Source organism: Pseudomonas sp. FP597 (assembly GCF_030687435.1).
Classification (GTDB): domain Bacteria; phylum Pseudomonadota; class Gammaproteobacteria; order Pseudomonadales; family Pseudomonadaceae; genus Aquipseudomonas; species Aquipseudomonas lactucae.
This window is the reverse complement of sequence record NZ_CP117432.1, coordinates 4,948,305-4,962,352: the sequence shown is the minus strand read 5'-3', so window position 1 is coordinate 4,962,352 and position 14,048 is coordinate 4,948,305. Positions and strand designations below refer to the sequence as shown.

At 62.2% G+C, this 14,048-nt stretch carries 11 protein-coding genes and 1 riboswitch; of the genes, 10 read left to right on the top strand and 1 reads right to left on the bottom strand.

Annotation, left to right across the window (positions count from 1 at the left end; genetic code table 11):
- Positions 1-78 precede the first annotated feature (78 nt).
- From argR to astE, 8 genes are all read left to right on the top strand, one after another.
- A complete protein-coding gene (gene argR / locus PSH66_RS22645) occupies positions 79-1,059 on the top strand; it encodes a transcriptional regulator ArgR (protein ID WP_003175658.1) in 981 nt (326 codons plus the stop codon).
- 245 nt (positions 1,060-1,304) lie between these two features.
- Positions 1,305-2,525, top strand: coding sequence for an aspartate aminotransferase family protein (locus tag PSH66_RS22640; RefSeq protein WP_003175656.1), 1,221 nt, complete (start codon positions 1,305-1,307; stop codon positions 2,523-2,525).
- A gap of 275 nt (positions 2,526-2,800) precedes the next feature.
- Entirely contained in the window at positions 2,801-3,820 is a 1,020-nt protein-coding gene (gene aruF, locus PSH66_RS22635; protein ID WP_003175655.1) for an arginine/ornithine succinyltransferase subunit alpha, read from the top strand.
- 51 nt (positions 3,821-3,871) lie between these two features.
- Positions 3,872-4,897, top strand: a complete 1,026-nt coding sequence (astA, locus tag PSH66_RS22630; protein ID WP_003175654.1) for an arginine N-succinyltransferase — start codon at positions 3,872-3,874, stop codon at positions 4,895-4,897.
- Entirely contained in the window at positions 4,894-6,363 is a 1,470-nt protein-coding gene (gene astD, locus PSH66_RS22625) for a succinylglutamate-semialdehyde dehydrogenase (RefSeq protein ID WP_305429641.1), read from the top strand. The genes astA and astD overlap by 4 nt, the downstream gene beginning before the upstream one ends.
- Before the next feature lie 108 nt (positions 6,364-6,471).
- Positions 6,472-7,818, top strand: coding sequence for an N-succinylarginine dihydrolase (astB, locus tag PSH66_RS22620; RefSeq protein ID WP_003175652.1), 1,347 nt, complete (start codon positions 6,472-6,474; stop codon positions 7,816-7,818).
- A gap of 26 nt (positions 7,819-7,844) precedes the next feature.
- Entirely contained in the window at positions 7,845-8,132 is a 288-nt protein-coding gene (locus PSH66_RS22615; protein WP_003175651.1) for a hypothetical protein, read from the top strand.
- A gap of 11 nt (positions 8,133-8,143) precedes the next feature.
- Positions 8,144-9,148, top strand: coding sequence for a succinylglutamate desuccinylase (gene astE, locus PSH66_RS22610; RefSeq protein ID WP_003175650.1), 1,005 nt, complete (start codon positions 8,144-8,146; stop codon positions 9,146-9,148).
- Between the two features lie 71 nt (positions 9,149-9,219).
- Here astE and PSH66_RS22605 read toward each other — a convergent pair whose 3' ends face one another.
- Positions 9,220-9,729, bottom strand: a complete 510-nt coding sequence (locus PSH66_RS22605; RefSeq protein WP_003175649.1) for a 6,7-dimethyl-8-ribityllumazine synthase — start codon at positions 9,727-9,729, stop codon at positions 9,220-9,222.
- 97 nt (positions 9,730-9,826) lie between these two features.
- Positions 9,827-9,996, bottom strand: a riboswitch (FMN riboswitch).
- Between the two features lie 190 nt (positions 9,997-10,186).
- On the opposite strand from PSH66_RS22605, the gene ltaE reads away from it, so the two are divergent.
- Together ltaE and alaS are read left to right on the top strand one after the other, a co-directional pair.
- Positions 10,187-11,191: a low-specificity L-threonine aldolase gene (gene ltaE / locus PSH66_RS22600; RefSeq protein WP_305427686.1), complete on the top strand. Its 1,005-nt coding sequence runs from the start codon at positions 10,187-10,189 to the stop codon at positions 11,189-11,191.
- 146 nt (positions 11,192-11,337) lie between these two features.
- Entirely contained in the window at positions 11,338-13,956 is a 2,619-nt protein-coding gene (alaS, locus tag PSH66_RS22595; protein ID WP_003175647.1) for an alanine--tRNA ligase, read from the top strand.
- The last annotated feature ends 92 nt before the right edge of the window (positions 13,957-14,048 follow it).

The window sequence follows — 14,048 nt, the reverse complement described above, 5'->3', positions numbered from 1 at the left end:
TTTTTGAGATTTGTGCTGGTTTACCGGCTAGCATTGGCCTTTGTCTTCATTACCGTTACTCGCTTCGGATAGCCCTCCATGACCGCCCATAAAATTGGTTTCCTGATTTGGCCCAGCACAAAAGCACTCACGCTTGCGCTGGCTGAGGAGGCCTTGCGCGTTGCTCAGCGGGTGCATCCGGAGGTGATCTACGAGTTGTCGTTTTTGCTCGCCGAGCCGGCCACCGATGGCGCCTGGCAACTGCCGGGCGAGCCTTGGGCCGGCAAGCTGGAAGGGTTCCAGAAGCTGTTCCTGCTGGCGGACGAACCGCCGACCGTGATCGCCTCGCAACTGAGCTCTGCCCTCAAGCAACTGGTGCGCGCCGGTTGTGTGATCGGCGGTTTGTCGGCGGGTGTGTACCCACTGGCCCAGCTCGGTCTGCTCGATGGCTACCGCGCCGCCGTGCACTGGCGTTGGCAGGACGATTTTGCCGAGCGCTTCCCCAAGGTCATCGCCACCAGCCACCTGTTCGACTGGGACCGTGATCGTTTGACCGCCTGTGGTGGCATGTCGGTGCTCGACCTGCTGCTGGCGGTACTCGCGCGTGATCACGGCGCCGAACTGGCCGGCGCGGTGTCGGAGGAGCTGGTGGTGGAGCGCATCCGCGAAGGCGGCGAGCGCCAGCGTATCCCATTGCAGAACCGCCTGGGTTCCAGCCATCCGAAGCTGACCCAGGCGGTGCTGTTGATGGAGGCGAATATCGAAGAGCCGCTGACCACCGACGAAATCGCCCAGCACGTGTGCGTGTCGCGACGACAGCTTGAAAGGATCTTCAAGCAGTACCTCAACCGCGTCCCCAGCCAGTACTACCTGGAACTGCGCCTGAACAAGGCGCGCCAGATGCTCATGCAAACCAGCAAGTCGATCATCCAGATCGGTTTGTCATGCGGCTTTTCCTCGGGGCCGCACTTTTCCAGCGCCTACCGCAACTTCTTCGGCGCCACCCCGCGTGAAGACCGCAACCAGCGGCGCAGCAGCAGCCCGTTTGAATTGTCTTCGGTGCCGTCCGAGCGCGGCTGAGGATGCGCGTGCGTGCGTTGCTGTCGCGATAGCGCAAAATTCCTACGGTGCTGCCGCAAATCCCTGTCATCCGTTTAAACTGCGCCATTGCGATGCTATATGTCGCATTGGCGTAAACCCGTGTAAAACCTGGGTTTGCGCTATAAGAAGTTGTCGCTTGGCGGCAAGGCCGCGCTGAAAACTGTCCTTACAATCCCTGCATCGCCCGCCAGTTCCAGGCAGGCGTTCCTCTTCAGGAGACTCCGATGTCCGTTGAGCAAGCCCCGGTGCAACGTGCCGATTTCGACCAGGTCATGGTTCCCAACTACGCCCCTGCCGCGTTCATTCCTGTGCGTGGCGCAGGGTCCCGCGTGTGGGACCAGGCGGGTCGCGAGCTGATCGACTTTGCCGGCGGCATCGCGGTCAACGTGCTGGGCCACGCCCACCCGGCGCTGGTCGGTGCACTGACCGAACAGGCCAACAAGCTCTGGCACGTCTCCAACGTCTTCACCAATGAGCCGGCCCTGCGCCTGGCCCATAAGCTGATCGACGCCACCTTTGCCGAGCGCGTGTTCTTCTGCAACTCCGGCGCCGAGGCCAACGAGGCCGCGTTCAAGCTGGCCCGTCGCGTGGCGTTCGACCGTTTCGGCACTGAAAAGTACGAGATCATCGCTGCACTGAACAGCTTCCACGGCCGCACCCTGTTCACCGTCAACGTCGGTGGCCAGTCCAAGTATTCCGACGGTTTCGGCCCGAAAATTACCGGTATTACCCACGTGCCGTATAACGATCTGGCTGCGCTCAAAGCCGCCGTGTCGGACAAGACCTGTGCGGTCGTGCTGGAGCCGATCCAAGGCGAGGGCGGTGTCCTGCCGGCCGAACTGGCCTACCTGCAAGGTGCCCGCGAGCTGTGCGACGCCAACGACGCGCTGCTGGTATTCGACGAAGTGCAGACCGGCATGGGCCGCAGCGGCCATCTTTTTGCCTACCAGCATTACGGCGTGACGCCGGACATCCTCACCAGCGCCAAGAGCCTGGGCGGTGGTTTCCCGATCGCCGCGATGCTGACGACCGAAGCGTTGGCCAAGCACCTGGTGGTGGGCACCCACGGTACCACCTACGGCGGCAACCCGCTGGCGTGCGCGGTGGCTGAAGCCGTGATCGATGTGATCAACACCCCCGAAGTGCTGGCCGGTGTGAAAGCCAAGCACGACCAGTTCAAGGCGCGCCTGGAACAGATCGGCAAACAGTACGGCATCTTCACCGAAGTGCGTGGCATGGGCCTGTTGATCGGCTGCGTGCTGAGCGATGCGTTCAAAGGCAAGGCCAAGGACGTGTTCAACGCGGCCGAAAAAGAAAACCTGATGATCCTGCAAGCCGGCCCGGACGTGGTGCGTTTCGCGCCGAGCCTGGTGGTGGAAGACGCGGACATCAACGAAGGCCTGGATCGTTTTGAGCGGGCTGTAAAAACACTGACGCAAGCATGATGGACCGTTCGATGCCCGAGCGATTGAGCATCGAACCCGAATTTTTGTGCCGGGCCCGTCAGTTGGAGCGGTGAAGATCCAAATGTGGGAGGGGCGGTGCGACGATTCGACTTGCTCCCGATGGCGGTGTGTCAGTCAATTCGTTTATCAACTGACACACTGCCATCGGGAGCAAGTCGAATCGTCGCACCGCCCCTCCCACACTGGACCTCACTGGTTTGTGGATTGTGCCTGGTATTTTTTCCTATGAGTTTTTCGAGTTAAGGAGTGACACCATGCTGGTGATGCGCCCCGCGCAAATGGCTGATCTGGGCGAGGTACAGCGTCTGGCTGCAGACAGCCCGATTGGTGTCACCTCCTTGCCGGACGATGTGGAACGCCTGAGCGACAAGATCGCCGCCAGCGAAGCTTCCTTTGCGGCCGAGGTGAGTTTCAACGGTGAAGAAAGCTATTTCTTCGTGCTCGAAGACACCGAGACCGGCAAGTTGGCGGGCTGCTCGGCCATCGTCGCCTCGGCTGGTTATTCAGAGCCGTTCTACAGCTTTCGTAACGAAACGTTCGTGCACGCCTCCCGCGAGCTGAAGATCCATAACAAGATCCACGTGCTTTCCCAATGCCACGACCTCACCGGTAACAGCCTGCTCACCAGTTTCTACGTGGTGCCCGAGCTGGTCGGTTCGCCGTGGTCGGAACTCAACTCCCGTGGCCGCCTGTTGTTCGTCGCCAGCCACCCCGAGCGCTTTGCCGACTCGGTAGTGACCGAGATCGTCGGCTACAGCGACGAGAACGGTGATTCGCCGTTCTGGGACGCCATCGGCCGCAACTTCTTCGACCTCAACTACGCCGCCGCCGAGCGCCTGTGCGGGCTGAAAAGCCGCACCTTCCTCGCCGAACTGATGCCGCATTACCCGATCTACGTGCCGTTGCTGCCGGACGAAGCCCAGGAAGCCATGGGCCAGGTGCACCCGCGTGCGCAGATCACCTTCGACATCCTGATGCGCGAAGGCTTCGAGACCGACCATTACATCGACATTTTCGACGGTGGCCCGACGCTGCATGCGCGCGTCTCGGGCATTCGCTCGATCGCTCAGAGCCGCGTGGTGCCGGTGAAGATCGGCGAGATGGTCAAGGGGGTCGGCCGCCAGTACCTGGTGAGCAATGCGCAGTTGCAGGATTACCGCGCGGTGATGCTGGAACTGGACTACGCGCCCGGCAAGCCCGTGACACTGGACTTGGCGGCAGCCGAAGCCTTGGGTGTTGGCGAAGGCGCCAGTGTGCGTCTGGTTGCGGTTTAAAAAGAGAGTTTCGCGGGTGGCTGACAACAGCGGCCCGTTCGAGGAGATAGCATGATCGTTCGTCCCGTACGCAGCAGCGATTTACCGGCCCTGATTGATCTGGCGCGCAGCACCGGTACCGGCCTGACCACCTTGCCGGCCAACGAAGAGCGCCTGACCCACCGCGTGGGCTGGGCCGAAAAAACCTTCCGCGGCGAAGCCGGGCGCGGGGATGCCGACTATCTGTTCGTGCTGGAAAACGACGAAGGCCGCGTGGTGGGTATTTCCGCCATCGCCGGTGCCGTGGGCCTGCGCGAGCCCTGGTACAACTTCCGGGTGGGCCTGACGGTCAGCGCCTCCCAGGAGCTGAATATCTATCGCGAGATTCCGACGCTGTTCCTGGCCAACGACCTCACCGGCAATTCCGAGTTGTGCTCGTTGTTCCTGCATGCCGATTACCGCAACGGCCTCAACGGCCGCATGCTGGCCAAGGCGCGCCTGTTGTTTATCGCGGAGTTCCCGCAACTGTTCGGCAACAAGATCATCGCCGAGATGCGCGGCGTGTCCAACGAGGCCGGGCGTTCGCCGTTCTGGGAAAGCCTGGGCCGGCACTTTTTCAAGATGGAGTTCAGCCAGGCCGACTACCTCACCGGCGTCGGCAACAAGGCGTTCATTGCCGAGCTGATGCCGAAGTTTCCGTTGTACAGCTGCTTCCTGTCCGAGGATGCGCGCAACGTGATCGGCAAGGTGCATCCGGACACCGAACCGGCGCTGAGCATGCTCAAGAGCGAAGGCTTCAGCTATCAGGGCTATGTCGACATCTTCGACGCCGGCCCGGCGGTGGAATGTGAAACCGCCAAGATCCGCGCGGTGCGCGACAGCCAGTCGTTGGTGTTGGCCATCGGCACGCCCGGGGACGACGCCACGCCGTTCCTGATCCATAACCGCAAGCGCGAAGACTGCCGTATCACCGCCGCGCCGGCCCGCCTGGCCGCGGGCACCCTGGTGGTTGATCCTCAGACCGCCAAGCGCCTGCAACTGGTGGTGGGTGATCAAGTGCGCGCCGTACCGTTGTCCGCTGCTCGGGAGTCGAAATAATGAATTCGCTGTATATCGCAGGAAGCTGGCTGGCCGGCCAGGGTGAGTTGTTTGAATCACGCAACCCAGTGACCCAACAAGTGCTGTGGGCCGGCAATGGCGCCAGCGCCGAGCAGGTCGAGTCTGCCGTGCAGGCGGCGCGCCAGGCGTTTCCGGCATGGGCGCGGCGCTCGCTGGAAGAGCGCATCAGCGTGCTGGAGGCCTTCGCCAACACCCTTAAAAGTCGCGCCGATGAAATCGCCCGCTGCATCGGCGAGGAAACCGGTAAACCGCTGTGGGAGTCGGCCACCGAAGTCACCAGCATGGCCAACAAGATCGCGATCTCGGTGCAAAGCTACCGCGAGCGCACCGGCGAGAAGAGCGGCCCCCTGGGTGACGCCACCGCCGTATTGCGCCACAAGCCCCACGGCGTGGTGGCGGTGTTCGGTCCTTACAACTTCCCTGGGCACTTGCCCAACGGGCATATCGTCCCGGCCTTGCTGGCGGGTAACACCGTGCTGTTCAAGCCGAGCGAGCTGACCCCCAAGGTCGCCGAACTGACCGTGCAGTGCTGGATCGAAGCCGGTCTGCCGGCGGGCGTGTTGAACCTGCTGCAAGGCGCGCGGGAGACCGGCATCGCCTTGGCGGCCAACCCAGGCATCGACGGTTTGTTCTTCACCGGTTCCAGCCGTACCGGCAATCACCTGCACCAGCAGTTCTCCGGGCGCCCGGACAAGATCCTCGCGCTGGAAATGGGCGGTAACAACCCGCTGGTGGTGGATGAAGTGGCCGACGTGGATGCGGCGGTCTACACCATTATCCAGTCGGCGTTTATCTCGGCCGGCCAGCGTTGCACCTGCGCCCGCCGCCTGCTGGTGCCGCAAGGCGCCTGGGGCGATGCATTGCTGGCGCGCCTGGTGGCGGTGAGTTCGACCATCGAAGTCGGCGCATTCGATCAACAACCGGCGCCGTTCATGGGCTCGGTGATTTCCCTCGGTGCTGCGAAAGCCTTGATGCAAGCCCAGGAATTGATGCTGGCCAACGGCGCCGTGGCGTTGCTGGAAATGACCCAGCCCCAGGATCAGGCCGCCTTGCTGACCCCAGGCATCATCGACGTCACCGGCGTGGCCGAGCGTGAAGACGAAGAACTGTTCGGCCCGCTGCTGCAGGTGATTCGCTACGCTGATTTCGAAGCGGCGATTGCCGAGGCCAACAACACCCAGTATGGGTTGGCTGCCGGTTTGCTGTCGGACTCCGAAGCGCGTTACCAGCAGTTCTGGCTGCAAAGCCGCGCCGGCATCGTCAACTGGAACAAACAACTGACCGGCGCCGCCAGCACCGCGCCGTTCGGTGGGGTCGGGGCCTCAGGCAACCATCGCGCCAGTGCCTACTACGCGGCGGATTATTGCGCGTACCCGGTGGCGTCGCTGGAGACCCCGAGTTTGGTAGTCCCCGCCACGCTAACCCCCGGTATTACGCTGGCCTAAATGTGGGAGGGAGCAAGTCGAATCGTCGCACCGCCCCTCCCACATTGATTTGTGGTGTATTCAAGTAATTTGAAACCTATAAAAACAGATGTTCGTGGAGCCTCGCCGATGAAATCCTATGAAGTCAATTTTGACGGTCTAGTGGGGCCGACCCATAACTACGGCGGTTTGTCCTTCGGCAACGTCGCGTCCCAGAGCAACAGCCAGCAACATTCCAACCCCAGGGAAGCGGCGTTGCAGGGCCTGCAGAAAATGAAGGCCCTGATGGACATGGGCTTTGTGCAAGGCGTGCTCGCTCCTCAGGAACGCCCGGACGTGGCGGCCTTGCGCGGCCTGGGTTTCAGCGGTACCGATGCCCAGGTGATCGAGCAGGCGGCCAGGCAGGCCATGCCGTTATTGGTCGCGAGCTGCTCGGCGTCGAGCATGTGGGTGGCCAACGCCGCCACCGTCAGCCCCAGTGCCGACACGGCTGACGGTCGCGTGCATTTCACGGCCGCCAACCTTAACTGCAAATACCACCGCAGCATCGAACACCCGACCACCAGCCGTGTGCTGGGGGCGATGTTTGCCGATGGCAAGCACTTCGCCCACCACGCCGCATTGCCGGCGGTGGCGCAGTTCGGTGACGAAGGCGCCGCCAACCACACGCGTTTCTGCCGTGAATATGGCGAGGCGGGCGTGGAGTTTTTCGTGTTCGGGCGCAGCGCCTTCGACCCGCGTTACCCCGCGCCGCAGAAATACCCGGCGCGCCAGACCCTCGAAGCCTCCCAGGCCGTTGCGCGCCTGCATGGCCTGAAGGAGGGTGGCGTGGTCTACGCCCAGCAGAACCCGGCCGTGATCGATGCCGGTGTGTTCCACAACGACGTGATCGCGGTGGGCAATGGCGAAGTGCTGTTCTATCACGAGGATGCGTTCCTCAACACCGAACAGATGCTCGCCGAGCTGCACGGCAAATTGGGCGCGCTGGGTGGCAACTTCCAATCGGTGTGCGTGCCTCGTGCCCAGGTCAGCGTCGAGGACGCGGTGCGCTCCTACCTGTTCAACAGCCAGTTGCTGACCCGCCCTGACGGCTCGATGTTGCTGATCGTGCCCGAGGAGTGCCGCGCCAACGAACGCGTGTGGCGCTACTTGCAAGGCCTCACCGCCTCAGGTGGGCTGATCCGCGAAGTGAAGGTGTTCGATCTCAAGCAAAGCATGCAGAACGGCGGTGGCCCGGCATGCCTGCGTTTGCGTGTGGCGCTGAACGAAACCGAGCTGGCGGCGGTGAACCCAGGGGTTATCATGACCGCGCCGTTGTATGACACGCTGACCCAGTGGGTCGACAAGCACTATCGTGACAGCCTGCGCGAAACCGACCTGGCTGACCCGCAATTGCTGCTTGAGTGCCGCACGGCATTGGATGAACTGACGCAAATCCTTAAACTGGGCTCGGTTTATCCGTTCCAGATCAATTAACGCCGCACGGCTGAGACATTTTATTTATGACCGATACCCTGAAACTGATCCTTGAAGACACCGACGGCACCCAGCTGGAAACCTCCTGCACCCGCGTTGCCGTGGTCTGGCAGGGCAAGGAGATCTGGATCCAGCACGACGGCCGTGGGCAACTGCTGATCGGCGTGGACGTGGAAGAAGGCGACGCCGAGTACGCCAACCTGCTGATGCGCCCGCTGGCCACCAACCTGATGAGCCTGCAACTGGAAATGGAACCGGCCGACGTCGAAGGTGATGACGACGATCACGTCCACGGCCCAGGCTGCAACCACTAAGGAAGCTGCGTATGCTCGCCCTCGGCAAACTGCTTGAACTGACCCTCGCCGGTCGCGAACCGGCGCAAAAAATTCAACTGACTGTCGACGGCGTGCAGATGCGCTGGCTCAGCGAGGGCGCGCTCGAAGTGCGCCCGCCGCAGGCTCGGGACAACGGCTGCGACCTGCTGCTGTCGTCCGGCATCCATGGCAACGAAACCGCGCCGATCGAACTGCTCGACCGCCTGTTGCATGGCATCGCCCGCGGGGAGATCAAGCCCCGTACCCGTATTCTGTTTCTGTTCGGTAACCCCGAGGCCATGCGCCGCGGTGAGCGTTACCTCGAACTGGACGTCAACCGGCTGTTCAACGGCCGGCATGAAAGCAACATCGGCCCCGAAGCCATGCGCGCCGCCGAGCTTGAACAGCTGGCGCGCAGCTTCTTCAGCCAGCCGGGTCGCTCGCGCCTGCATTACGACCTGCACACCGCCATTCGTGGTTCGAAGATCGAGCAGTTCGCCCTGTATCCATGGAAGGACGGGCGCCAGCACTCGCGGCGTGAGCTTGCGCGCCTGCGCGCGGCCGGCATGGAGGCGGTGCTGATGCAGAACAAGGCCTCGATCACCTTCTCGGCCTTTACCTACGAGCAGCTGGACGCCGAGGCCTTCACCCTGGAACTGGGCAAGGCGCGGCCGTTCGGGCAAAACCAGGGGGTGAACGTTTCGCGCCTGGAGCTACGCCTGCAGCAGATCATCGAAGGCACCGAGCCCGAGACTGACAACCTCGACGGCCTGCAACTGTTCGCCGTTGCCCGCGAAGTGATCAAACACAGCGACGCGTTCCTGTTGCACCTGCCGGCAGACGTGGAAAACTTTTCGGAATTGGAAAAAGGTTATTTGCTGGCCGAAGACGTGGCCAAGACGCGCTGGGTGATCGAGGAGGAGGGCGCACGCATCATCTTCCCCAACCCGAAGGTCAAGAACGGCTTGCGCGCGGGGATATTGATCGTGCCGACCACGGATGCCGGATTGGCATAGTTCCTGAGGTCTGGTGAGATCCAAATGTGGGAAGGGGCAAGCCCCTTCCCACATTGGTTTTGCAGTGTTGCTTAGACCGCTACCGCACGCGGCTCGCTGCGACGGATCGCGCGTACCTTGTGCAGGGTGTCGGCGCAGGTGCGCGCCGCTTCCTGGCCCTTGTGCACGAAGTGATCGTGGAAGAACGCATGGTGCTCGCTGCCCGCATGGAAGTGATGTGGGGTCAGCGATACCGAGAACACCGGCACTTCCGTTTCCAGCTGCACCTGCATCAGGCCGCTGACCACCGATTGGGCGACGAACTCGTGACGGTAGATGCCGCCGTCCACCACCAGCGCGGCAGCTACGATACCGGCGTAGCGGCCGGTCTTGGCCAGCAGTTTGGCGTGCAGGGGCATTTCAAAGGCGCCGCCGACTTCGAAGAAGTCGATGTCCGATTCCTGGTAGCCCTGGACGAGCATTTCGGCGAGGAAGCCTTTGCGCGATTGGTCGACAATATCCTTGTGCCAGCAGGCCTGGATAAACGCGACGCGCTCGCCGTGATGGTTTTTGCTTTTGCTGTCGATAGCGGTGGGTTGCATGTTCTGACTCCTGTTTAAGAAAAAAACAGGGCGTTATGAATCGAATGGGATTTAAGGGTACGCGTGCGCAAACAGGCGCGCGGCCCTTAGGTGCCAATCCCGTTCTCTCTTCATCCGGACTATGACCGTCGGCCCCGGGATCACACCGGGTCTGCTGACCTTGTCGTCGTCCTGCGTGAGCAGTTCAAGACGCCAAGCGCTCGCGGGCTATACACATTGCGTGTAATTACCGCCGGTGGGGAATTGCACCCCGCCCTGAGAACGTTGCCACCAGAACCCTGGCGGCGGAGAGTTTTTAACATGGTTTTTCAAAAACTGCACGAGCGCCGTATCGATACCCTATATCGGTTTGTTTGGTTGGTATTCGATTGAATGCATACGGGGCTTGATATTCCGTGGCGTTGCCCGCAGTAATCATCACTACGACAGCATGCCCACCCCCTCAGAGGCCAGTTTGATGACTGTGATAGACCTGCGCAGCGACACCGTGACCCAACCCACCGCCGGCATGCGTGATGCGATGGCCAGTGCCGTCAGCGGCGACGACGTCTACGGTGAAGACCCCAGCGTCAATCTGTTGGAAGCCGAACTGGCCAAGCGCCTGGGGTTTGCGGCGGCGCTGTTCGTGCCCACCGGCACCATGAGCAACCTGCTGGCGTTGATGGCCCACTGCGAGCGCGGTGAGGAATACATCGTCGGTCAACAGGCCCACACCTACAAATACGAAGGCGGTGGCGCAGCGGTGCTGGGCTCTATCCAGCCACAGCCGCTGGAGGTGCAGGCGGACGGCTCTCTGGACCTGAGTCAAGTGTTGGACGCCATCAAGCCCGACGATTTCCACTTCGCCCGCACCCGCCTGCTGGCCCTGGAAAACACCATGCAGGGCAAGGTGTTGCCGTTGGGGTACCTGGCCAGGGCGCGCGCCTTCACCCGTGAGCACGACCTGGCCCTGCATTTGGATGGCGCGCGCCTCTACAACGCCGCGGTCAAGCTTGGGGTCGACGCGCGGGAGATTGCCCGGCATTTCGATTCGGTGTCGGTGTGCCTGTCCAAGGGCCTCGGTGCGCCGATTGGTTCGGTGCTGTGCGGCTCCACGGCGCTGATCGCCAAGGCTCGCCGGTTGCGCAAGATGGTCGGCGGCGGCATGCGCCAGGCTGGCTCCCTGGCGGCGGCGGGGCTGTATGCCCTGGATCACCAGGTGCGGCGCCTGGCCGACGACCATGCCAACGCCCAGTGGCTGGGGGATGAACTGCGCAAGGCCGGTTACGACGTGGAGCCGGTGCAGACCAATATGGTCTACGTGCAGATCGGCGACCAGGCCCAGGCGTTGAAGGCCTTTGCCGACGAACGCGCGATCAAGTTGAGCGTCGCGCCACGCCTGCGTATGGTCACTCATCTGGATGTCAGCCGGGCGCAGATGGAGCAGGTGCTCAAGGCGTTCGTCGATTTTTCGCGCAAATGAGCCTGCAGACCGTCTAATTGAACTGCTCTATCGCATAAACACGCTGTACCACCGGCAAAGGGCCGATATAATGCGGCCTTTTGCCGTCGCTCCGTCTGATGATGTTGCGCACTGGCCTTTGGCCGCAGCCTCCGTGGAAGAACCTAATGAAAAGCGCAGAAATCCGTGAAGCCTTCCTTCGCTTCTTCGAAGAGCAAGGTCACACCCGTGTCTCCTCCAGCTCCTTGATTCCAGGCAATGACCCCACCCTGCTGTTCACCAACGCGGGGATGAACCAGTTCAAGGACTGCTTCCTGGGCCAGGAAAAGCGTGCTTACACCCGCGCCACCAGCAGCCAGAAGTGCGTACGCGCCGGCGGCAAGAACAGTGACCTGGAAAACGTCGGTTACACCGCTCGCCACCACACATTCTTCGAAATGCTGGGCAACTTCAGCTTCGGTGATTATTTCAAGAAAGACGCGATTACCTTCGCCTGGACCTTCCTGACCGGCGTGTTGAAGCTGCCCAAGGAAAAGCTCTGGGTCACCGTGTACGCCACGGACGACGAAGCCTATGACATCTGGACCCAGCAAATCGGCGTGCCCGTCGAGCGCATGATCCGCATCGGCGACAACAAGGGCGCGCCGTACGCCTCCGATAACTTCTGGACCATGGGCGATACCGGCCCGTGCGGGCCCTGCACCGAGATTTTCTACGATCACGGCGCCGACATCTGGGGCGGCCCACCGGGCTCGCCGGAAGAAGACGGTGACCGTTACATCGAGATCTGGAACAACGTGTTCATGCAGTTCAACCGCACCGCCGACGGCGTGTTGCATCCGTTGCCGGCGCCGTCGGTCGACACCGGCATGGGCCTGGAGCGGATCAGTGCGGTGATGCAGCACGTTCATTCCAACTATGAAATCGACCTGTTCACCAACCTGTTGAGCGCCTCGGCGGCGGCCATTGGTTGCGCCAATGAAAGCCAGTCCTCGCTCAAGGTGGTGTCGGACCACATCCGCTCCTGTGGCTTCCTGATCGCCGACGGCGTGCTGCCGTCCAACGAAGGCCGTGGCTATGTGCTGCGCCGCATCATCCGTCGCGCCTGCCGCCACGGCAACAAGCTGGGCGCTACCGGCAGCTTCTTCTACAAGATCGTGGCCGCGCTGGTGGCCGAGATGGGCGATGCCTTCCCGGAACTCAAGCAGCAGCAGGGCAATATCGAGCGCGTGCTCAAGGCTGAGGAGGAACAGTTCTCCAAGACCCTGGAACACGGCCTGAAAATTCTGGAACAGGACCTGGCCGAGCTCAAAGGCACCGTGGTGCCGGGCGACGTGGTGTTCAAGCTCTATGACACCTACGGTTTCCCGATGGACCTGACCGCCGACATCGCCCGTGAGCGCGAGCTGACCATCGATGAGGCCGGTTTCGAGCGGGAAATGGAAGCCCAGCGCGTGCGCGCGCGTTCCGCCAGCTCTTTTGGCCTGGACTACAACACCCTGGTCAAGGTCGACGTGGCCACCGAGTTCACCGGCTACAAGGCGACCGTGGGCTCGGCCAAGATCGTGGCCCTCTATAAAGATGGCAAGTCGGTCGACGTGTTGAACGAAGGTGACGAAGCCGTTGTGGTGCTGAACCAGACCCCGTTCTACGCCGAGTCCGGTGGCCAGGTCGGTGACTGTGGTTTCCTGAGTTCGACGTCCGGTCGTTTTGAAGTGCGCGACACCACCAAGACCGGCGGTGCGTTCCTGCATCACGGTGTGCTGGTGCTGGGCAACCTGACCATTGGTGCGCCGGTCGACACCCAGGTCGATGCCGACGTACGCCACGCCACTGCGCTGAACCACTCGGCGACGCACTTGCTGCACGCCGCGCTGCGCCAGGTATTGGGCGACCACGTTCAGCAGAAAGGTTCGTTGGTCGACAGCCAGCGCCTGCGTTTCGACTTCAGCCACTTTGAAGCGATCCCGCCCGCGCAGATCAAGGCCCTGGAAGACATCGTCAACGCCGAGATTCGCAAGAACACCGCCGTGCAAACCGAAGAGACCGACATCGAGACCGCCAAGGCCAAGGGCGCCATGGCGCTGTTTGGCGAGAAGTACGGCGACAGCGTGCGCGTACTGAGCATGGGCGGCGATTTCTCGGTAGAACTGTGCGGCGGTATCCACGCCAACCGTACCGGCGACATCGCCTTGCTGAAAATCATCAGCGAAAGCGGCGTGGCGTCGGGTGTGCGTCGTATTGAAGCGGTCACCGGCGCTGCGGCGCTGGCGTACCTCAATGCGGCCGAAGAGCAACTCAAGGAAGCGGCCAGCCTGGTCAAGGGCAGCCGTGACAACCTGATCGACAAGCTGTCCGCTGTGCTGGAGCGCAACCGTGCGCTGGAGAAACAGCTGGAGCAACTGCAGGCCAAGGCCGCCAGCGCGGCGGGCGACGACCTGTCGGCTTCGGCGGTGGACGTCAAGGATGTGAAAGTCCTGGCGGCACGCCTGGACGGTCAGGATGGCAAGGCGTTGTTGGCCCTGGTCGATCAGTTGAAGAACAAGCTCGGCCGCGCAGTGATCCTGCTCGGCAGTGTCCATGAGGATAAGGTCGTGCTGGTTGCCGGTGTAACCAAAGACCTGACTGGCCAACTCAAGGCCGGTGATTTGATGAAGCAAGCCGCTGCGGCAGTGGGCGGGAAGGGCGGTGGTCGTCCGGACATGGCGCAAGGCGGTGGTGTGGACGCCGGTGCCCTGGACGCGGCCCTGGCCCTGACCGTGCCGTTTGTCGAGGCAGGTATTTAAGGCACTGTTAACCGGCCCGTGATTCAGTCGCGGGCTGTTCAGTGTGGGTTGATTGGATATTAGGCGCCCCTTTACGGGCTGAGGCGGCTTGG